We start from the raw sequence: 20,553 nt of genomic DNA, 5'->3' as shown, positions 1-20,553 counted from the left end.
CGTGCGTTTTGCGTTGAAAGCAGTTTTGATGGCCGTACTGGTCCTCGGGTTTGCCGTGGCTGCATCGGCCGCGGCAAAGGATGACTACGCCCGCGGGGTGAGCGCCTTCAACTCGCTTCTGGGAAACGAGAAGCGGGCGGGGCTGCGGGCGGAGTGGCAGGCTGTCATGAAGCATTTCGAGCGGTCTTTGGCGGCGGAGCCCAAAGGGGAGTATGCGCCGAAGTGCATGTTTTTCCTGGGGCGCTCCTTCGAGGAACTGGCCCGACGCTCTTTTGCCAAGGCCGACCGCGTGGGCGCCCTGGAGGCCTACGACCGCCTGCTCAAAGTCTTCCCGAAGCACGGCTGGGCCGACGACGCGATGTTCCGCAAGGGCATGGTCTGGCTGGAACTTGCCAAGGATCCGGTCCAGGCCGAAGGGTTTTTCAAGGGCGTCGTGGCAGCCTACCCCAAAGGCGACATGGTGCCCAAGTCGCGCGAGATGCTTGCGCAGATGGCCGGCGCCGCGCAGGCTCAGGCCGGGTCGAAACAGACCGAATCTCCGGCTGCGTCACGGGCCGGATCTCCCGCCTCCGCACCCGCACCCTCGTCAAAGTCCGCCCCCGAGCCGGCGGCCAAGGCCGCCCCAGCAAAGGGGGAGTCGACTCTTCTGGGGATCCGGCACTGGTCGAGCAGCGACTACACGCGCGTGGTCATGGACGTGACGGGCGACGTGAAGTACGAGCGCGCCCTGGTCGAAAAGGCCAAGAACGGCAACAAGCAATTGCAGATCACCCTGCAGCGGACCGATATCGCCGCGGATGTCATGCCCGCGCGGACCATCGGCGACGGCATCCTGTCGCAGATTCTGGTCGGCCCGGATACGGGCGGCGGCGCGTTGATCACGTTCGACCTCATGCAGATGGATCATTACCGGGTTTTCACCCTGCCGGAACCCTACCGGGTTGTGCTCGACATCTATGCCACCGGCGGAAACGGGGTGCGCACAAAGGATTCCGCGGCGACTCAGGTGGAGGAGCCTCTCGGGAAACAGGAGCCCGAGGTCGACCACGTGCAACGGGCCCTGGCCGAACTGGAGGCCAAAAGCGCGGCGAAGAAGGATGTCCCGGCCGCGAAGTCGGTTCCCGAGCCGGCCAAGGCGCCGAAGCAGGCCAAAAGCGGAAAGCAGTCCGGTTCGCCGGCGCAGGGCGCGGCGGCAAAGGAAGAGGCCCCGCAGATCGATGTCACGCCAAAGCAGAAGAAATACGCCGGCTCCCTGGTCGAGCAGCTCGGCCTCAAGGTCCGCACGATCATGCTCGACGCCGGGCACGGCGGCAAGGATCCAGGCGCCGTGGCCAACGGGCTGGAGGAGAAGGACATCAACCTGCGCATGGCCAGGATCCTGGGCCGTGAACTGCAGCAGCAGGGCTTCGAAGTGCATTACACGCGCACCGGCGACAAGTTCATCCCCCTGGAGGAGCGCACGGCCATGGCCAACGCCAAGAACGCCGACCTCTTCATTTCCCTGCACTGCAATGCCATCAAGGAAGCCTCGGTCAAAGGCCTCGAGGTCTACTACCTGAACCTGGCGACCGACGCCCAGGCAGTGCGCGTGGCGGCGCGGGAGAACGGGGTCTCGGCCAAAAAGATCAGCGACATGCAGTTCATTCTGTCGGATCTCATGCTCAATTCCAAGATCAACGAGTCCCGCCAGATGGCCTCCCTGGTCGAGCGGGAGACGTTGCGCGCCGTGCGCCCCAAATACGCGCTGGCGAGCCACGGCGCCAAGGGAGCTTTCTTTTACGTGCTGACCGGGGCGCGGATGCCGTCCATTCTCGTGGAAATGGGCTATCTGACCAATCCCGAAGAGGCGGCCAAGCTGGGTTCCGATGCCTATCTTGCGTCAATGGCCAAGGGCCTGGCCTCCGGAGTGGTGGCCTACAAGAATAAATTGGAGCGCTTCGCCCTCAGCGGGTCGGGCAAATCCTGAAGTCGTCCGGCGTGTCTTTTCCCGCTCCGTTCCCTGCCTGCGGAACGGGGCGGTTCTTTTTTCATCGCGAGCATAATGGAGTTCATGTCATGGTTTTCCCTCTCGGTTCCGTCATCAACGCCCTGGCCATCCTGGTCGGGGGCGCGCTCGGGATGCTGCTGCACGGCCGTCTTCCGGAAAGGATGCGTCAGGTCGTTTTTCAGGGTTTGGGCCTTTGCGTGCTGGTCATCGGCGTGCAGATGGCCCTGCAGGGCAAGAACGGGCTGCTCGTGGTGCTGAGCGTCCTCATCGGAGGCGTCGTGGGCGAGGCCCTGAGCCTTGAGGACCGCTTCGCCGGGCTGGCCGACAAGCTCAAAGGGCTGGTGCGCTCCTCCAACACCCGGTTCGTGGACGGCATGGTCAACGCCTCGCTGATTTACTGTATCGGGGCCATGGCCATTCTGGGTTCCTTCGACGAGGGCATCCGCGGCGACCATTCGATCCTCTTCACCAAGGCCCTGCTGGACGGCTTCGCCTCCATCGCCCTGGCCTCGACCTACGGGTCCGGCGTGCTCTTCTCCGCTCTGCCGGTCCTCGTCTATCAGGGGCTCTTGACCATCTTCGCCGGCTCGTTCCAGGGCCTCTTCTCGGACTATCTCATCGCCCAGCTCACGGCCACGGGCGGCACCCTGATCCTGGGCATCGGCATCAACCTGCTGGGCCTGACCGTCATCCGGCTTTCGAGTCTTCTGCCGTCGCTTGTGGTCATCGTGCTCCTCTCGGCCTTTTCGGGCTGATGCGGCTGTTTGCGGACGAATAGAGTTTTGCTTTTCAAATCCCGCGCGTTGTGTTTAGATTTTGTAAGAAAATGGCCGGGATGTCCCGGCCGATCTTTGCGGAGAGGACGGCAGGTGCGCGGATGACTTTATTGTCCCACTTTCTGAGATCGCAGGGGGCCGGGCGGCTGGGCCGCAGGCTTCTGATCAGGATATTGCTGGGTATCGTCTTCTTCACCGCCCTGGGGACCATGGTCCAGCTGACCATCGACTACCGCAAGGACCTCCACGTCCTGGAGGGGCAGCTCGAACAGGTCCGCTCCTCGCGCGTGCCCAGCCTGACAAGTTCCCTCTGGCATCTCGACGAGGCTCAGGTCATATCCCAGCTCGAAGGCATTCTCGACCTGCGCGACGTCAAGTTCGCGCGCGTGGTCACCCCTGACGGGCTGGAGTTCTTCCGCGGCGAGCAGGCCGAGGAGAAGACCCTCGTCATCCGGCAATTTCCCCTGCTCTACCAGGCCTTCGAGCGCACCGAGGAGATCGGAATCCTGACAGTGGCCGGAGACAGGAGCGCTGTCCTGGGCAGGATCAAGGACAAGATTCTGGTCATCGTCGTCACCCAGGGCGTGCAGTTCATGCTCGTGGCGGTGCTCATCGTGGCCATCGTCCACATGCTCGTCACCCGGCATCTGCGCAGGATGGCCCTCTACACCTCGGAGCTGAACATCGACAGGCTGCAGGAGCCCCTGGTGCTCGACAAGGCTTCCGGGACGCCCGACGAGATAGACATCGTGGTCAACGCCTTCAACGCCATGCGCGAGAACCTGCTACGGGACATCCGGCAGAAGGAGGAGGCGGAAGCGAAGCTCAAGGCGGCGGAAGGGTACATCCGCAACATCCTCGACTCCATGCCGTCCCTCCTCATCGCCGTGGACGAGGCGGGACGGGTCACGCAGTGGAACCAGCCGGCCGCGCGCATGACGGGCGTGCCGGTCGAGGATGCGCTGGGGAGGCGGTTCGCCGACGTGTATCCCGAGGCTCCGCTGACCACGGAGCAGATCATGGCCGCCATGAAGGGCGGCGTCCCTGTCAAGGAGGCCAAGGTGCCCCGCAAGGACGGCGACGTGGTCGGGTACGTGGACGTCACGGTCTATCCCTTGGAGAGCGGCAGCGTGCGGGGCGCCGTGGTGCGCATCGACGACGTGTCTGAGCGGGTGCGCCTCGAGGAGATGATGATCCAGTCCGAAAAGATGGTTTCCATCGGCGGCCTGGCCGCGGGCATGGCCCACGAGATCAACAACCCCCTGGCCGGCATCCTCCAGAACGCCCAGGTCATACGCAACCGCATCTCGCCGGAATTGCCGGCCAACAGGTCGGCGGCCGACGAGGTCGGGATCGACCTGGAGAGCCTGCACGCCTACCTCGACCGTCGCGGCTGCCTGCGCATGATGGACTCCATCATGGAGTCCGGGCAGCGCGCAGCGCGTATCGTCGAGAACATGCTGTCCTTCAGCCGCAAGAGCAACGTCGAGATGGCCAAGGTGGACATCTGCGCACTGCTGGACCGGACCGTCGAGCTGGCGGCCAACGACTACGACCTGAAAAGGCAGTATGATTTCCGCAGGATACGGATCGTCCGGGAGTACGAGGCCGGTCTGCCTTTCGTGCCGTGCGAGGAGAGCAAGATCCAGCAGGTATTTTTCAACCTCATCCGCAACGGGGCCCAGGCCATGGCCGCGAGGCAGGGCGAGGCCTGTTTCGTCCTGCGCGCCAGGTCATGGGGCGACGCCGTGCGTATCGATATCTCGGATAACGGCCCGGGCATGCCCGAAGAGTTGCGCAAGCGGATATTCGAGCCGTTCTTCACCACCAAGAAAGTGGGCGAGGGCACGGGGTTGGGGCTGTCGGTGTCGTATTTCATCGTCGTTGAGAATCACGGCGGACAGATGGAGGTGGAGTCCGTCCCGGGGCAGGGCACGACGTTCACCGTCATCCTGCCGCTGACTCCCGGCGTGAAGATTGTCGAGGGAGCCCTTCGATGACGGCGGGCGAGCGGGAAGAACGCAGGGTGCTGCTCCTGGACGATGAGCCGACCATTCGGGAAAGCCTGGGCGAGTACCTGGAGGATTGCGGCATTTCGACCCTGCAGGCCGAGAGCGGCGAAGAGGCCCTTGCAATGGACGGCCTGGACGCCGTTGTCGTGGCGGTGGTCGACATCCGGCTCGGGGGCATGGACGGGCTCGCGTTCATCAAGGCGTTCCATGCGCTCCGACCCGGCGTCCGCTTCCTGATCCACACGGGCTCCACGGATTTTCAGCTGGACCCGGAACTGCGCGCCATCGGTCTGACGGAGCGCGAGGTGATTTTCAAGCCGGTCCTGGACATGTCCGTATTCGAACGGGCCATCCGGAGGAAACTGGCGGAGGCTGGTTCATGATGACCAAAGCGCAACCAGTTGTGCTGAGCATCGACGACGACCAGTTCGTGCGCGAGAGCCTGGCCAATTTTCTCGAGGATTTCGGTTTCGTCGTGTTGCAGGCGAGGGATGGCGAGGAGGGCCTTGAGGTCTTTGCCGCGAACCGTCCGGACATGGTCCTGGTGGATCTGCGCATGCCGCGCATGGACGGTCTGCAGGTCCTGGCCCGGGTCAGGGAGATCGCCCCGGAGACGCCCATCATGGTCGTGTCCGGAGCGGGCGACATCCGCGACGTGGTCGAGGCCCTGCGCCGCGGGGCGTGGGACTACCTGATCAAGCCCATCCAGGACATGAACATTCTGCTGCATTCGGTGCAGTCCTGCCTGGACAGGGCGCGGCTGCTGCGCCAGAACCGCGAATACCAGCAGAGCCTGGAGGAATCCCTCGACAAGCTGCACCGCACGCAGAAGGAGATGATCCATTCGGCCAAGATGGCGGCCCTGGGCGACTTGGTGGCCGGTGTCGCCCATGAGGTCAACACCCCCATCGGGGTCTGCGTCACGGCTTCGTCGTTCCTCGCCGAGCGGACCCGTCAACTGCGGGATCTGTACGAGAAGGGGGAGATGAAGCGCTCCGACCTGGAAAAATACCTCACGCTGGCCGAGGAGTCGTCGGCCTCGGTGCTGACCAACCTGGAAAGGGCGGCCGAGCTGGTGCAGAGCTTCAAGAAGGTCGCCGCGGACCAGAGTTCGGAGGAAAAGCGGTCCTTCGAACTCAAGAGCTACCTGGAGCAGATTCTGGTCAGCCTGCGCCCGCAGTTCAAGCGCACTCCGCACACTGTGCACATGGACTGCCCCGAGGGCCTGACCCTGGACTCCTACCCCGGGGCCATCATGCAGATCGTCACGAACCTGATCATGAACTCCCTGATCCACGGCTTCGCCGACGGCCTGCCGGGGGAAATATTCATCAAGGTCGAGCCGGTGGGCGAAGCCGTGGCGCTGTCCTACCGGGACACGGGCGTGGGGATGGACAAGGAGCAGAGGGACCGAATCTACGACCCGTTCTACACCACGAAACGCGGCTCGGGGGGAACGGGCCTGGGCATGAACATCGTCTACAACCTCGTCACCCAGACGCTGAAAGGCACCATCCTGCTGGAGACGAGCCCGGGACAGGGCGCGGTCTTCCTGCTGACCTTGCCCAGGGACCCCGAGCAGGCTGCCGGAGCTACGGTTCCGGACGATGCATGAGCCTCTCGTGCGTCAACATCGTTTCAGCCGGTGCGGCATCTTGTTCCCGTACCCTCGCAGGCATAGGATTCCGACCGGAATCATGATCCGGAACTCGATCCCTACGCGGCTCGACGCACCAAGGAGCGACACATGTCCGAAGTCTGGTTCGCCCTGGGCCTGACGGCTTTCGCCGGTCTGGCCACGGGGATCGGCAGCATCATCGCCTTCACGGCAAAACTTTCCAGCTACCGCTTCCTTTCCGTGGCCACAGGCTTTTCGGCCGGTGTGATGCTTTACGTGTCCTTCGTGGAGATCTTCTTCAAGGGGCAGGCCGCGCTGGTCGACCACTATGGCGACCCGGTCGGGCACTGGGTCAATGCGGCGTCGTTTTTCGGCGGGATGCTCGTGATCGGCCTCATCGACAATTTCATTCCCGAGGAGGCCAACCCACACGAAATCCCCCCTGAGGCCGAGGCCGACAAGCTGCACGGCAAAAGCTCGTCCCTGTGGGATATCGCCAAGAACACCCGCTGCCCGTCCAAGGCACCTGTCCAGCCCCAGCCCGGCTACGAGAAGAAACTCATGCGCATGGGCCTGTTCACGGCCCTGGCCATTGGCATCCACAACCTCCCCGAAGGCCTGGCCACGTTCCTGGCCGCCCTTGAGGACCCGCAGTTGGGCGTGGCCATCGCCGTGGCCATCGCCCTGCACAACATCCCCGAGGGCGTGAGCGTCTCGGTGCCCATCTACTACGCCACCGGAAAGCGCCGGAAGGCCTTCCTCTATTCCTTCCTGAGCGGCCTGGCCGAGCCCGTCGGGGCAGGCATCGCCTACCTGGCCATCCTCTTCTTCGCCGGCGGGCCCGGCGGCGTGCTGCCGCCGCAGCTGACGGGCATCCTCTTCGGCGGGGTGGCAGGGATCATGGTCTACATCAGTCTCGACGAACTCCTCCCCACCAGCCGGGCCTACGGCCAGGGGCACGACAGCCTCTTCGGGCTGCTCGGCGGCATGGTGGTCATGGCGCTGAGCCTGCTGCTCATGCGCTGATTCCCGATGTGCATTTTTCGGCAGGACGAGCCGGTTTTGTGCAGGCCCTTGCGCGTTCCCGCGCGTACGACCCTTATCCGGGGCGTGTGGAGCCTTGATTCTCCCGTTGGCGTGAATCGTGCTGTGCGCGAGGCCGCGGCCGGATGCGCCGAAGCGCCAGCGCCGCGATCCAACCCAGGAAGGAGGAGATATGGCGAAAAGCCGAAAAAAGAATGCGTCACAGCCCGCGCCAAAGGGCAACCCATTGGTCTACGGCGTGGTGTTTCTGCTTGCCGGCGCCCTGATTGGAGGCGTGCTGACGACGGCGGTGCACACCACCGCGGAGAAAGCGCCCGTCCAGGCGCAGCGGGGTAACAGCCTGGAGGATCAGATAGCGGTCCATGCCGACCGGGTGGCCCGGAACCCCGGCGACGAAAAGGCCTGGGTCACCCTCGGCAACCTCTACTTCGATACGCATCAGCACGAGAAATCCATCGAAGCCTACGGCCGGGCTCTGGAAATCAATCCAAACAACCCCAATGTTCTGACGGACAAGGGCGTCATGCACCGTTCCCTGGGCGAGTATCAGGTGGCCCTGGATTGCTTCGCCAAGGCCATCGCCATCGATCCCGGCCATGAGACGGCGCGGATGAACACCGGGGTGGTCCTCTTCCACGACATGGGCGACAAGGCCGGCGCCATCAAGGCCTGGCAGGAGCTGGTGCTGATCAACCCGCAGGCGACGAACGCCGAGGGGCGGCTCGTTGCAGACATGCTCAGGCAGATGGGCGGGGAGCCTGCCTCGAATGGTGCCGGGCCTCGGCTCCTTGCGCCGGGCGGCGGGTCCTGACCCGGCTTTTCCCTACAGTCTGGGCAGGTAGCGCTCCAGTTCGTAGTTGGTGACCTGCGAACGATACTGGTCCCACTCGACGCGCTTGTTTTCCACGAATTTGGTGAAGATGTGCTCGCCCAGGGCCTCGCGGATGAGGGCGCTGCCGGCCATGGCTTCCAGGGCGGTTTCCAGGCTCCCGGGCAGGCTTTCGATGCCGCGGTCCCGGCGCTGGGCGGCGGACATGACGTAGATGTCCTCTTCCACCGGGGCGGGCAGGGCGTAGTTCTCCTCGATGCCCTTCAGGCCCGCGGCCAGCATGCAGGCGAAGGCCAGGTAGGGGTTGCAGGCCGGGTCCGGGGAACGCAGTTCCACGCGGGTGGCGGCCTCCTTCCCGGGCTTGTACATGGGCACGCGGACCAGGGTCGAGCGGTTGCGGCGGGCCCAGGCGATATTCGTCGGGGCCTCGAAGCCGGGCACGAGGCGCTTGTAGGAATTGACCCACTGGTTGGTGATGGCCGTGAACTCCCTGCAGTGGCGCAGGAGGCCGGCGATGTAGGCCCGGGCCTCGCGGCTCAGGTGGTGGTCGCCGTCGGCGTCGTAGAAGAGGTTGCGGCCGTTCTTGAACAGGGACTGGTGGACGTGCATGCCGCTGCCGTTCTCGCCGTACAGGGGCTTGGGCATGAAGGTCGCGTAGCAGCCGTTCTGGCGGGCGATCTCCTTGACGACCACGCGGTAGGTGATGGCCGTGTCGGCCATCTTCAGGGCGTCGGCGTAGCGCAGGGCCAGTTCGTGCTGGCTGGGCGCGACCTCGTGGTGGCCGTACTCGACGCCGATGCCCATGGAGCGCAGGCAGGAGATGGTTTCGCGGCGGATGTCCCCGGCCAGGTCCAGGGGCGGGGCGTCGAAATAGCCGCCCGCGTCCAGGGGCTTGGGCGATGTGGCGCTCTCGAAGAGAAAGAACTCCAGCTCCGGCCCGACATAGAATGAGTAGCCCTTGCTCGCGGCCGCCTGCAGGTTGCGCTTCAGGCAGTGGCGGCTGTCCCCGGCAAAGGGTTGTCCGCTTGGCTCCAGGATGTCGCAGAACATGCGCGCGATGGGCGCGGAGGTCTGTCGCCAGGTGACCAGCTGGAACGTGGCCGGGTCCGGAATGGCGATCATGTCGCTTTCTTCAATTCTGCAAAAACCCTCCAGGGACGAGCCGTCGAAACCCATGCCCTCCTCGAAGGCGGCCTCCAGCTCTCCAGGCAGAACCTGGAAACTCTTCAGCGTCCCGAGCACGTCCACGAACCAGAACTGGACCAGCTCGACCCGGTGCTCGCGCACGGCCTTGATGACGTCGTCGGAATTCTTGCAGTTGAAGATGGGATATTCGGGCATGTTCTCCTCCGGGCATGGTGATTTGCTGGGCGGAACCTAGCAAAGAGCGGAGGGCTTGTCTTGTTTTTGGGGCTGATTTGCAAAATTGGAAAATGGTCGTGGGGGGCGAAAAATTTTTCGCCCCTACGGATACGGTTGATGCGTGGGAAATTGGCGATGCACGATTATGACGACCAACCGTTGCCGGGCCATGGGCGTGGTGTGGTTGCCGGGCGATGCGCGTAGGGGCGAAAAATTTTTCGCCCCTACACCACCACGAACGGAACCCGCACACCACCACGACGTGATCACCCCCCGCACGCCGCCAGGAATTCATCCACGGCCGCCAACCCACCGGCGTCCATCAGGTTGATGATGTGGCTGCCGATGACGGCCGCGTCGGCCAGGCCGTCCAGCATGCGCACGTGTTCGGGCCTGGAGATGCCGAAGCCCGCGGCGATGGGAAGACCGGCCTTTGTTTTCAGGCCCCTCACATAATCAACCCCTGCCTGGTCCATGGCCGCGCCGGCGCCGGTGATGCCGACCTTCAGCGTCGTGTAGACCAGGCCCGAGGCGCGTTTGAGGACGGCGTCCAGTCGCGGGCCTTCGGTGTCCGGCGAAATGACCATGACCGGGTGCAGGCCGCGCGCCCGCGCCATCTCCGCATAATCCCCGTCAGCCTCGTCCCAGGGCAGGTCCGGCAGAATGACCCCGCTGGCCCCGCTGGCCGCCGCTCTGTCCAGGAAGCGCTCCAGGCCCATGGCGAAGGGGATGTTGGCGTAGGTCATGAACATGAAGGCCACGTCAAGTTCCCTGGACAGCTTTTCGCAGAGCGCGAAACAGTGCTCGGGCGTGATCCCGGCATCGAGGGCCGCCTGGTTGGCGCGCATGATGGTCGGGCCGTCGGCCAGGGGGTCCGTGAAGGGGATCTGGATCTCGATGAGTCGCACGCCGCGCCGCGCCATGAGCCGGATCAGTTCCTCGTTGGCCTCCAGACTCGGGTAGCCCGCCACCACGTGGGTCATGAGCTGGATTCCGTGCGCGCCTTCGAGCGCCTTGTCGATTCTATTTTCCATGACGCACCTCGTTCTCCAGAAAGGCGATCCAGTTGTCGCGGTCGAGTTCCATTGCCGTGATGAAGATGTCCTTGTCGCCGCGCCCCGAGATGTTGACGACCATGATCTCTTCCCTGGGCAGAGTCGGGGCCAGTTCCATGGCCCGGGCCACGGCGTGGGACGATTCCAGAGCCGGGATGATGCCCTCCAGCCGGGTCAGCCGTTTGAACGCGTCCAGGGCCTTGACGTCCGTGATGGGCGCGAACTCGATGACCTTGCGGTCGTAGAGCCAGGCCAGCTCCGGGCCCACGCCGGCGTAGTCGAGGCCGGCCGAGACCGAGTGGGTGTCCTGCAGCTGGCCGCTCTCGTTCTGCAGGAAATAGCTCTTGTAGCCCTGCACGATGCCGACCTTGGGCGCGGATCCGAAGCGGGCCGCGTTGTCGCCCACGGCCGGCCCGCGCCCGCCGGCTTCTGCGCCGTGGAAGCGGATGCCCTTTTCCTCCAGAAAGGGGTGGAAGAGGCCGATGGAGTTGGACCCTCCGCCCACGCAGGCCACCAGATGGTCGGGCAGCCTGCCTTCGCGTTCCATGATCTGGGCGCGCACCTCGCGGCCGATGACTGACTGGAAGTCGCGGACCATGACCGGATAGGGGAAGGGGCCCAGGGCCGATCCCAGGATGTAGTGCGTGTCCTTCAGGTTCTGAATCCAGTATTTCAGTGTCGCGTTGACCGCGTCTTTGAGGGTCTTCGTGCCGTCGGTGACGGGCACGACCTGTGCGCCGAGAAGCTTCATGGCGTACACGTTGGGGTACTGGCGGCGGACGTCGACCTCGCCCATGAAGACCTTGCACTCAAGGCCGAAGCGCGCGGCCACCGTGGCCGAGGCCAGGCCGTGCTGGCCCGCGCCTGTCTCGGCGATGACCTTGGTCTTGCCCAGGCGCTTGGCCAGCAGGGCCTGGCCCAGGGCGTTGTTGATCTTGTGCGCGCCGGTGTGGGCCAGGCCTTCGAGCTTGAGGTAGATCTTGCAGCCGCCCAGTTCGCGCGTCAGGTTCTCGGCAAAGTACAGGGGCGTGGGGCGGCCGCAGTAGCTCTGGTAGAGGTCGGCCAGTTCGGCCGTGAACTCGGGGTCGTCCTTGTACCGCAGGTAGCCCTGTTCCAGTTCCTCCAGGGCCGGGATGAGCATCTCGGGCACATAGCGGCCGCCGTAGGGGCCGAAGTGGCGCGGGAGCATGTCGGAAATTCTGCTCATGGTTTTCCTCGCAATATGTTGACGGAGCGGCGGACCTTTTCGTGGTCCTTGATTCCGGGCGCGCTTTCCACGCCGGAATTGAGGTCGAAGCCGGCCGCGCCGGTGGTTTTCATGGTTTCCAGGTTGTGCGGCCCAAGCCCCCCGGCCAGATACCAGGGGTGGGGGCACTTCAGTCGCCGCAGTTCCGCGGGGTCGAGGCTCGTGCCGTGGCCGCCGCCGCTGGTGCCGCTGTCCAGGAGAATGGCCCGGCAGACCGGGGCGAAAAGCTCCATGTCCGCGAGCAGCAGTTCGATCGTGGCGTAGCGCTTGGGCCACAGGGCCTTGATGACCCGCTCGGGCCCCAGGGCCCGGCACTGCTCCGGGGTGTGCCCGCCATGGAGCTGTAGCAGGTCGAGCTCCGCCTCGCGGACGATGCCGCCGATCTCGTCCACTCCCTGCCGCACGAAGACGCCGGTCTTGAGGGCGCGCCGCGGTTTCTGCGTCGCGACCCAGCCGGGTTCCACGTTCCGCGGGCTCGGGCCGTGGAAGATGAAGCCCAGCAGATCGATGCCCAAATTGTCGCAGAATTCCACATCCTCGGGACGCGTCATGCCGCAGACCTTGACGATCATGGCTGTCCTCCCGCCAGTTGTGCCAACCCGCGGCCCGGGTCGCCGTGCTGCATGAGGGCCGTGCCGATGAGCAGGGCGTCCAGCCCGGCGGCCCGAAGCTCGCGGACCTGTTCGGGGGTCGATATGCCGCTGGCCCCGATCCAGATTTCACCTTCCTCCTTGCGCCGCACCATGTCCAGACAGCGGCTCAGGTCCGTGGCCAGGGTGTCCAGGTCGCGGTTGTTGACCTGGATGATGCGCGCCCCGAGTTCCTTGGCCCGGTCCAGGTCCAGCTCGTCGAAGACCTCCACGACTGGTTCGAGCCGCAGGGAGATGCACTGCCCGTGCAGATAGGCCAGATCGTCCTGGTCCTCGAACATGCGCACGATGAGCAGGATGGCCGAGGCCGGCGTGGCGGCCGTGGCTTCGACCTGCAGCGGGTCGATGATGAAGTCCTTGCGCAGGAGCGGCAGACCGATGGGCGCCACTTCGGCCAGGAATGACAGGTCGCCCTTGAAGTAGCGGCTCTCGGTCAGGATGGAGAGGGCGCAGGCCCCGGCCCGGGCGTAGCCTTCGCACGTCTCGCGGGGCGGGACGCCGAGGTTGATGTCGCCCTTGGACGGGGAGGCGCGCTTGTACTCGGCGATGATGCCCGAGGAGCCGGGACGGGTCAGAGCCGCCCCGAAGCCGGCTCTGTGTCCTGCATAGGCCGCGTGCACATGCCCTGCGTCACGCAGGCGCTTCAAGTGCTCGATCTCGGCCTGTTTCGCCTGTCTGAATTTCTCAAGCATGGAGCGCTCCGCTGGACAGTCCCTGTTCGACTTTCGCCTGCGCCATGTCCATGGCCAGGTCCAGAGGCAGGTCGTCCTCCAGGATGTGCAGGGCCACGCCGAGGTTGAGGGTGACCATGTCCTGGAGTGACCGAGGCCCCTGGCCGGCCAGGACCTGCCGCTGGAGCTTCAGGGCCTCTTCCTTGCCCGCGCAGGCCAGGTCCCTGGGCACGCAGGTCGCCAGACCGAAGTCGGCCGGGTCGATGACCGCCTCGCGGATCGTGCCGCGCTCGACAAAGATGACCTGTCCCGGACCGCAGGGGGTCAGCTCGTCGAAGCCGCCCGCGCCGTGGACGATGGCGGCGCGTTCGAGCCCTTTCCTGCCGGCCAGGACCTGGGCGATCATGGGCGCGAAGCGGAAGTCCGGGACGCCCAGAATTTGGTGCGTGGGCATGGCCGGGTTCAGGAGCGGCCCCATGAGGTTGAAGATGGTCCGCACGCCGAGCTGCTGCCGCACCGGACCCACGTGGCGGAAGGCCGGGTGGAAGTGCGGGGCGAATAGGAAGACGAAGTTGCGCTTGGCAAGCTCGGCCCGTGCGGCCTCGGGGTCCGTGACCAGGGGGTAGCCCAGGTCCTCGACCACGTCGGCGCTGCCGCATTTGCTCGACACGGCGCGGTTGCCGTGCTTGACGACCTGGTAGCCCATGTCGGCCAGGAAGAAGGACACGGCCGTGGAGCAATTGAAGCTGTGCTGGCCGTCGCCGCCCGTGCCGCAGGTGTCGATGCGCTTGCCGGTCAGGCCGGGGATGAGCTTGGCCTGACCGAGGGCCGCGTCCACGGCGGCCGAGAGCTCGGCGGCCGTCTCGCCCTTGGCGCGCAGGCCCATGAGGAAGGCGCCGGCCTGAACCGGGGAGACTTCGCCGGTCAGCAGGAGGTCGAAGGCCTCCCTGGCCTGGGGGGTCGAGAGATCGGCGCCCGTGGTCAGGTGTTCGAGGATGTGGCTTATGGTGTTCATGGCTTACTCCTTGGCGTCGCACATGTTCAGGAAGTTTTTGAGAAGCTTCGGGCCGTCCGGCGTGAGCACGGATTCGGGGTGGAACTGCACGCCGACCCATGGCCGGTCCCGGAAGGCCAGGGCCATGACTTCGCCGTTTTCCGTGCGGGCGGTGATGTCGAAGGGGAGGTCCGTTCGGCCGTCCTCGTGCACGGCCAGGGAATGGTAGCGGCCGACCTGCATGGGGTTCGGCAGGCCTTCGAAGAGGCCGGTCCCGTCGTGGCGGATGTCCGAGGTCTTGCCGTGCATGATGCGCCGGGCCTGCCCCACGGTCACGCCGCTGTGGTGCGAGAGGGTCTGGTGGCCGAGGCACACGCCAAGTATTGGCGTGGTTCGGGGCACTAGGTCCAGAAACCGCAGGCACAGCCCGGTGTTGCGGGGGTGGCTCGGGCCGGGGGAGATGATCGCGCCCCGCAGGTCCGGGTTCAAAGCCAGGTCAAGGATTTCCGGCTCGTTGTTACGCAGCACCAAGGGGTTTGCGCCCAAAGACTGGAAAACCTGAACCAGGTTGAAAGTAAACGAGTCAAAGTTGTCTATCAGTAAAATCATCGCCGCCTCCGGTGCTGGTGATGGCCTTTAAAATTGCCCTGGCCTTGTTGTGGCACTCCTGCCATTCCTTTTCGGGGTCCGAGTCGAAGACCAGCCCCGCGCCCGCCTGCCAGTGGATCTGGCCGTTCTCGACCCACAGGGAACGGATGGTGATGCCCGTGTCGAGGTTGACCTGCCCCTGGTCCAGGCCGATCCAGCCGATGCCGCCGGCGTAGGGGCCGCGGTCGAGCTTCTCCTCGTCGGCGATGATCTGCATGGCCCTGATCTTGGGCGCGCCCGAGACCGTGCCGGCCGGGAAGCCGGCCTTCAGCACGTCGATGGCGTCGAGCCCTTCGGCCAGACGGGCCGAGAGGTAGGAGGTCAGGTGCATGACGTGGGAGAAGCGTTCGACCTGCATGTACCTGTCGACGTGTACCGTGCCGGGGGAGGCGATGCGGCCGAGATCGTTTCGGCCCAAGTCCACGAGCATGACGTGCTCGGCCCGCTCCTTCTCGTCGGCCAGCAGGTCCTCGGCCAGCTCCTGGTCCTCGGCCTCGGTGGCGCCGCGCACGCGGGTTCCCGCTATCGGGCGCAGCTGGAGAAGACCGTCCTCGCAGCGGATGAGAAGTTCCGGCGAGGAGCCCATGATCGTCAGGTCCCCGAAGGACATGAAGAAGGTGTAGGGCGAGGGGTTGATCTGGCGCAGCCTGCGGTACAGCTCGAAGGGCGAGCCCGTGAAGGGGGCCGAGAAGCGCGTCGAGAGCACGATCTGGATGGCCTCGCCCTCGGTGATGAGCTCCTTGGCCCTGCGCACGCGGCACAGGAATTCGTCATGTCCCGGCGTGGTCGAGATGGCGCCGACCATCGGAGGAGCCGGGGTGCTCGGGCGCTGGCAGCCGTTCAGGTTGGTGGTCGAATCGAGCGTCAGGTAGCAGCAGCGGTGGTGCAGGTGGTCGAAGAGGATGACCTTGCCCGGCAGGACCATGATGGACCGACCTTCCTCGGGACGCAGCCGGTCGGCCAGGGCCGGCTCGAAGATGCCGGCCATGTTGTAGGCCATGTAGCCGCACACGCTCCTGGTCACGGCCGGGAGCTTGCCCAGGTTCTCGGGGCCCGTGACGGTCAGGGCGTTCAGGCAGTCGCGCAGGCCCTGCACGTATTCCCGGCCGCTGAATTCCTTCAATGGATGCAGGCGCGGGTCGTAGCTCTGCACGTCGAGCCTGCCGTCCACGCAGGACAGGATCATCCGGTAGTCCCAGCCGATGAGGCTGTAGCGGCCCAGGCGGCCGTCGACCTCGGTGCTCTCCAGCAGGAAGCCCTGCTTGTCCCGCACCAGCGTGAGGTACAGGGAGATGGGCGTCTGGGTGTCCGCCGGGAGCCAGGTTCCCTGTTGCGGTAGGGTGATCATGGTGTCTCCATCGTCGATCGTTGCATTTTTCGGATAAAAAAAAGGCCGGATCCTGCAGGAGGATCCGGCCTTTCAAGCCTTTTGTACCTTTACCGACGGCACTGCATGCCGTCAGGAAGCGGGTCCCCCTGCGTCATGCTGCTTGCGCCACCACCAAAGCGCCTTCTGGCTCAGCAGTTCCAGATCGCCGCCGGCGGCGACGTTCAGGTACGAACGGAACATGCGTACGGCCTCGAGGCTGTGGGGGTTCGCTTCGAACATGGTGGAGAAGAGGGATGCGTCCTCGGTGATCATCTTCGTGGCCGCCTCGACGCGCCGACCGAACGAGGGCGTGAAGAACCGCTCGATTCCGGTTTCCAGGGGGGAGGCGCAAAGGTAGGCGACGGTTGTCACGAAGTTGAGTCCTTGAATGTAGGCCATGGCACGGTCATGCTCATCGGCCGTCGTGGTGAAGGGGGCGAACCCCAGGTTGCGGAAGCAGTTCGATAGATTATCGGTCGCTTCCCGGCCACGCCCTGGAGTTACGGCAATTCGCAGCTCCGCGTCAAGTGTCTGGGGGCCGAAAAGCGGGTGCGTGCCGACCACGGGCGTAGTGGTGGCGTCGAGCATCTCGTGCAGGGGCTGGACCTTCACGGAGCAGATGTCGGCCAGGATCGTCTCTTCCGTCAGGTGCGGGGCAACGACCTTGACCACCTCGCGCATGGCCGTGATGGGCACGCACAGGAGCACCAGCCCGGCTTGGCGCACGGCCTGCGGCAAGGCGCCTTGGTCCAGCGGGTGGTCGAATTCCGTGACCGGGTGCCCGGCGTCGCGGAAGGCGCGCACGAAACGCGCGCCCATCTGACCCTTGGCGCCGATGACGACCACGGGGGAGGATGCGTCACGCAGCATGATGCGCTCCGATGCCGTTGCCGAGGCGGACCTTGGCCCACACATCCCAGAATCCGGGGAAGGACTTGGCCACGCAGCCGGGGTTGTCCAGGCGCACGGCGATACCGGCCAGTTCCAGCAGGGACAGGCTCATGGCCATGCGGTGGTCGCCGTAGGTGCACAGGTCGACGCTACGCTGCGGGAGAGTTCCGGTGCCGCGGATGACCATGCCGTCGGGCCTGGCTTCGATGTCCGCTCCGGCCTTGGACAGTTCCGCGACGGGTCCCGCAATGCGGTCGCATTCCTTGAGTGCCAGGTGCGCCGCGCCGGAAATGACCGTCTCGCCGGTCGCGAAGGCGGCCATGGCCGCCACCGTGGGCACGATGTCCGGGCAGGCGTTCATGTCGATCCTCGCGCCGCGCAGGGGGGACGGGAAGACCGTCACGGCGTCGCCGTCCCACTCCACGCGGGCGCCCATGCGGGCCAGGATGTCGAGCATGAACCGGTCGCCCTGGGCCGAATCGGGGTTCAGGCCGGCGATGCGCACAGGCTTTTTGCCCGCGGCCCCGGCGGCCAGGAAATAGGAGGCGTTGGACCAGTCGCCCTCGACGCGCATGGCGCCGGACCGGTACGGCGCCGGGTGGACGACGAGCCGGATGTCCACGGGCGGAAGGTTTGCAGCGTCGGCGTGGGCGCAGGGCGTCCAGCCGCCTGTGGTGCGGCGCTCAAGGCCCACGGGCACGCCGAAGCGGGCCATGGAATCGAGCGTCAGGGCCACGTAGGGCCAGGAGGCGATGGTCCGGCCCATGAGCCGGATGACGGTCGGCCCCCCGGCCAGGGGGGCGGCCAGAAGCAGGCCCGAGAGGTACTGGCTGCTCTGCTCCAGGTTGATGGTCACCTCGCCGCCCGCAAGGCCCCGGCTGGTCAGGACCACGGGCGGGAACCCGTCCTTCTCCTCGAAGGCCACGTCCACGCCCTGCTGGATGAGCGCGTCCGTCAGGTGCCGGACGGGCCGGTCGTGCATGCGTCCCTCGCCGTGGACGCGGTAGGCGCCGGGAATGGCCGTGACCACGCCGGCCATGAGGCGGCAGGTCGTGCCCGATTCGCCCACGTTCATGGAGATGATGCCCGAAGCGTCAGGCAAGGCCCTGCCGCCGGTCCCGCGCACGAAAAGCAAGTCCTCGCGCGGTTCGATGAGCGCGCCGAGCTGCCGCAGGCACTGGGCCGTGCGGGTCAGGTCCTGGCTGTCGAGGACGCCTTCGAGCAGGGACTCGCCCTCGGCCAGGGACGCGCAGATGAGCGCCCGGTGCGACAGGGACTTGGACGACGGCGCGGTGATGTCGATGACGGCGTTCATGACTGTTCCTGGGGCATGCCTGCGCCGTAAAGGTGCGGGCCCGTGGGGTAGCTGCCCAGCACGCGCATGGTGTGACAGAGGCTGGTCAGGTGCTTCATGGTGTTTTCGTACTGTTCCTGGGACAGGTCGCATTCCACGTCCATGAAGAAGACGTACTTCCACTTTTCGCCCTTGAGCGGCCGTGACTCCAGCTTGGTCAGGTTGAGCCCCTGGTCGGCCAGCAGGTTCAAAATCGCGGCCAGGGCGCCGGGACGGTCGGGCGTGGTGAAGAGCAGCGACGTCTTGTCGCGGCTGCTGCCGACCGTAGGCGTGGGGCCGATGACCAGGAAGCGCGTCCAGTTGTCGGGCAGGTCCTGGATGTCCAGGGCCACGGCCTTGAGGCCGTAGCGCTCCACCAGGCGCGGGTGGCCGATGGCGGCCGCGCCTTCGCCCTCGCGCTCGGCGCGGGCGGCCGCGGCGGCGGTGCTCTCCACCGGGACCACGGCGGCCTGGGGCACGTTGGTCCTGAGCCACCCCGAGCACTGGGCCAGGGCCTGGGGGTGGGAGTAGACCGTGCGGATGGCGGCCAGGTCCGTGCGCGTGGCCAGCAGGGCGTGGCTGATGCGGCTGAAGAGCTCGGCGTGGATGTAGACGTTGTACTGCAGGAAGAGGTCCAGGCTCTGGCCGACGCTGCCCTGCAGGGAGTTCTCCAGCGGGATGACGCCCAGGTCGGCCTTGCGCGAGGCCACGGTCAGGAACACGTCGTGCAGGGTCGGGCAGGGGGTGAAGTCCATGGAGCGTCCCAGGTACTCCAGGCCCGCCAGGTGCGTGAAGGTGCCCTCGGGCCCGAGGTAGGCCACGGTCTGGGGCTGCTGCAGGCGGCGCGACGAGGACAGGATCTCGCGGTAGATGGCGCGCAGGTGGTCTTCGGGCAGGACGCCGGGGCTCATGGCCAGAAGGCGGTTCAGCACTTCCTTCTCCCGGAAGGGCTTGAACACGATGTCCAGGGAGTCGGACTTGATCTGGCCCACCTCGCGGCTCAGGGCCGCGCGCTTGTTCAGCAGGTCGAGAAGCTTCTCGTCCAGGGCGTCGATCTGCTCGCGGATCTCGGTCAGGCGCTGCGTGGCGGAGGTCATTCGCTGATCTCCTCGGTGATGCGCATGCCGAAGTGCCGCCCGGCCTGGTCCGTGCGGCAGAGCACCTTGTCGCCGACCTGGAGGTCGACCACGCTCACCGGGCGGCCGTCGGCGCGGACCATGCGGATGGTTTCGGCGTTCTGCAGGAAGACGGTGCCCTTTTTGCCGCCGCACTCGGCCTCGATGAGCAGCATCGGCCGGATTTCGACCTTGCAGCGACCCACGGTGGCCAGGGTGGTGGAGCCGTCGGCGCCGACGACGAGGACTTCGGAGCCGGTTTTCAGCTCGTCGAGATAGGTGGTGCGGTCCCCGGGCATGACGGCGTAGGCGTGCACGGCGCCGGCGTTGATGCGGAAGGGGCGCGGGGCCACGTAGGGGTTGGACTCGGTCTCGGCGTTGACCAGGAAGGTGAAGGCGCTGGAGTTGCCGACCAGCATGCCCTGGCCGGATTTCAAAAGGCTCATGGTGTCGACGCAGACGCGGTGGCCGAGGCCGGCGGAGGTCACGGCGGTGACGGTGGCGGTTTCCAGTTCCATGGTTCCCTGGCTCAGTTTGAGTTCGCGCACGATGGCCTTCAGATCGGCCGCGGCCGAGGGCAGGACGACCACGGTTTTGACGCCGCGCTCGAGGATGCCAGCGGCCAGGCGCGCCCGCTCCAGGCTCGATGCCTCGACGGCCAGGCGGTCGGACTGGGCCAGGATGTTCTCAACGGGGATGATCTCCCATCCTTCGCGCAGGATGACGTCCCTGCCCTGGGCGAGAAGGCGCACGGCCTCCTCCTCGTCGGCCTTGCCGTCGAGCAGGACGTAGGGCTGGTCCTCGACGGCCAGGACCGGGGTCTTGCTCAGGGCCTGCACGGCGGCGACGTGCTCGCGCTCCGTGATGACGGCGTCGACTCCGGACTCCAGGGCCAGGGTGACCTCGCCCTTGTCGAAGGGCACGGCGCAGAAGAGTACGTTTTTCATGTCCCG

General features: G+C 65.8%; 19 protein-coding genes. 7 read left to right on the top strand and 12 right to left on the bottom strand.

Annotated features, from left to right (window positions below; all coding sequences use genetic code 11):
* Positions 1-28 precede the first annotated feature (28 nt).
* The 7 genes from ACZ5AC_RS14220 to ACZ5AC_RS14190 all read left to right on the top strand — a co-directional run bounded on the left by ACZ5AC_RS14220 (position 29) and on the right by ACZ5AC_RS14190 (position 8,248).
* Positions 29-1,966 (top strand): N-acetylmuramoyl-L-alanine amidase, encoded by a 1,938-nt coding sequence (locus ACZ5AC_RS14220; RefSeq protein WP_464248234.1) that lies wholly within the window; start codon positions 29-31, stop codon positions 1,964-1,966.
* 89 nt (positions 1,967-2,055) lie between these two features.
* The gene (locus ACZ5AC_RS14215; RefSeq protein WP_464248233.1) at positions 2,056-2,742 is read left to right on the top strand and encodes a DUF554 domain-containing protein; all 687 of its coding nucleotides are present in this window, start codon (positions 2,056-2,058) and stop codon (positions 2,740-2,742) included.
* 131 nt (positions 2,743-2,873) lie between these two features.
* Positions 2,874-4,763 carry an ATP-binding protein gene (locus tag ACZ5AC_RS14210; RefSeq protein WP_464248232.1) on the top strand — a complete coding sequence of 630 codons (1,890 nt, stop codon included), beginning with the start codon at positions 2,874-2,876 and terminating at the stop codon, positions 4,761-4,763.
* Positions 4,760-5,158: a response regulator gene (locus ACZ5AC_RS14205; protein ID WP_464248231.1), complete on the top strand. Its 399-nt coding sequence runs from the start codon at positions 4,760-4,762 to the stop codon at positions 5,156-5,158. Before ACZ5AC_RS14210 ends, ACZ5AC_RS14205 begins: the two co-directional genes overlap by 4 nt.
* The gene (locus ACZ5AC_RS14200; RefSeq protein WP_464248230.1) at positions 5,155-6,390 is read left to right on the top strand and encodes a sensor histidine kinase; all 1,236 of its coding nucleotides are present in this window, start codon (positions 5,155-5,157) and stop codon (positions 6,388-6,390) included. The genes ACZ5AC_RS14205 and ACZ5AC_RS14200 overlap by 4 nt, the downstream gene beginning before the upstream one ends.
* A gap of 132 nt (positions 6,391-6,522) precedes the next feature.
* Positions 6,523-7,419, top strand: coding sequence for a zinc transporter ZupT (gene zupT, locus ACZ5AC_RS14195; RefSeq protein ID WP_464248229.1), 897 nt, complete (start codon positions 6,523-6,525; stop codon positions 7,417-7,419).
* A 190-nt stretch (positions 7,420-7,609) separates the two neighbouring features.
* The gene (locus ACZ5AC_RS14190; protein WP_464248228.1) at positions 7,610-8,248 is read left to right on the top strand and encodes a tetratricopeptide repeat protein; all 639 of its coding nucleotides are present in this window, start codon (positions 7,610-7,612) and stop codon (positions 8,246-8,248) included.
* A gap of 12 nt (positions 8,249-8,260) precedes the next feature.
* Here the strand turns inward: ACZ5AC_RS14190 and ACZ5AC_RS14185 are convergent, their stop codons facing one another.
* From ACZ5AC_RS14185 to ACZ5AC_RS14130, 12 genes are all read right to left on the bottom strand, one after another.
* The gene (locus ACZ5AC_RS14185; protein WP_464248227.1) at positions 8,261-9,607 is read right to left on the bottom strand and encodes a glutamine synthetase family protein; all 1,347 of its coding nucleotides are present in this window, start codon (positions 9,605-9,607) and stop codon (positions 8,261-8,263) included.
* A gap of 287 nt (positions 9,608-9,894) precedes the next feature.
* Positions 9,895-10,662 (bottom strand): tryptophan synthase subunit alpha, encoded by a 768-nt coding sequence (gene trpA, locus ACZ5AC_RS14180; protein WP_464248226.1) that lies wholly within the window; start codon positions 10,660-10,662, stop codon positions 9,895-9,897.
* Entirely contained in the window at positions 10,652-11,890 is a 1,239-nt protein-coding gene (gene trpB, locus ACZ5AC_RS14175) for a tryptophan synthase subunit beta (RefSeq protein ID WP_464248225.1), read from the bottom strand. Before trpB ends, trpA begins: the two co-directional genes overlap by 11 nt.
* On the bottom strand, positions 11,887-12,501 hold the full coding sequence (locus ACZ5AC_RS14170; protein ID WP_464248224.1) for a phosphoribosylanthranilate isomerase: 615 nt from the start codon (positions 12,499-12,501) through the stop codon (positions 11,887-11,889). The genes trpB and ACZ5AC_RS14170 overlap by 4 nt, the downstream gene beginning before the upstream one ends.
* Positions 12,498-13,271: an indole-3-glycerol phosphate synthase TrpC gene (locus ACZ5AC_RS14165; protein WP_464248223.1), complete on the bottom strand. Its 774-nt coding sequence runs from the start codon at positions 13,269-13,271 to the stop codon at positions 12,498-12,500. Before ACZ5AC_RS14165 ends, ACZ5AC_RS14170 begins: the two co-directional genes overlap by 4 nt.
* A complete protein-coding gene (gene trpD, locus ACZ5AC_RS14160; RefSeq protein WP_464248222.1) occupies positions 13,264-14,265 on the bottom strand; it encodes an anthranilate phosphoribosyltransferase in 1,002 nt (333 codons plus the stop codon). Before trpD ends, ACZ5AC_RS14165 begins: the two co-directional genes overlap by 8 nt.
* Positions 14,266-14,268: 3 nt before the next feature.
* Positions 14,269-14,853 carry an anthranilate synthase component II gene (locus ACZ5AC_RS14155; RefSeq protein WP_464248221.1) on the bottom strand — a complete coding sequence of 195 codons (585 nt, stop codon included), beginning with the start codon at positions 14,851-14,853 and terminating at the stop codon, positions 14,269-14,271.
* Complete coding sequence (locus ACZ5AC_RS14150) at positions 14,828-16,240, bottom strand: anthranilate synthase component I family protein (RefSeq protein ID WP_464248220.1); 1,413 nt, start codon at positions 16,238-16,240, stop codon at positions 14,828-14,830. Before ACZ5AC_RS14150 ends, ACZ5AC_RS14155 begins: the two co-directional genes overlap by 26 nt.
* 111 nt (positions 16,241-16,351) lie before the next feature.
* The gene (locus tag ACZ5AC_RS14145; RefSeq protein ID WP_464248219.1) at positions 16,352-17,131 is read right to left on the bottom strand and encodes a prephenate dehydrogenase/arogenate dehydrogenase family protein; all 780 of its coding nucleotides are present in this window, start codon (positions 17,129-17,131) and stop codon (positions 16,352-16,354) included.
* The gene (gene aroA, locus ACZ5AC_RS14140) at positions 17,121-18,467 is read right to left on the bottom strand and encodes a 3-phosphoshikimate 1-carboxyvinyltransferase (RefSeq protein ID WP_464248218.1); all 1,347 of its coding nucleotides are present in this window, start codon (positions 18,465-18,467) and stop codon (positions 17,121-17,123) included. Before aroA ends, ACZ5AC_RS14145 begins: the two co-directional genes overlap by 11 nt.
* Positions 18,464-19,582: a prephenate dehydratase gene (pheA, locus tag ACZ5AC_RS14135; protein WP_464248217.1), complete on the bottom strand. Its 1,119-nt coding sequence runs from the start codon at positions 19,580-19,582 to the stop codon at positions 18,464-18,466. Before pheA ends, aroA begins: the two co-directional genes overlap by 4 nt.
* Complete coding sequence (locus tag ACZ5AC_RS14130) at positions 19,579-20,547, bottom strand: 3-dehydroquinate synthase II family protein (protein WP_464248216.1); 969 nt, start codon at positions 20,545-20,547, stop codon at positions 19,579-19,581. The genes pheA and ACZ5AC_RS14130 overlap by 4 nt, the downstream gene beginning before the upstream one ends.
* Between the last annotated feature and the right edge of the window lie 6 nt (positions 20,548-20,553).

It is taken from the genome of Desulfomicrobium aestuarii (assembly GCF_055385525.1).
The sequence above is the reverse complement of the archived record's forward strand: the minus strand, read 5'-3'. Positions and strand labels throughout refer to the sequence as shown.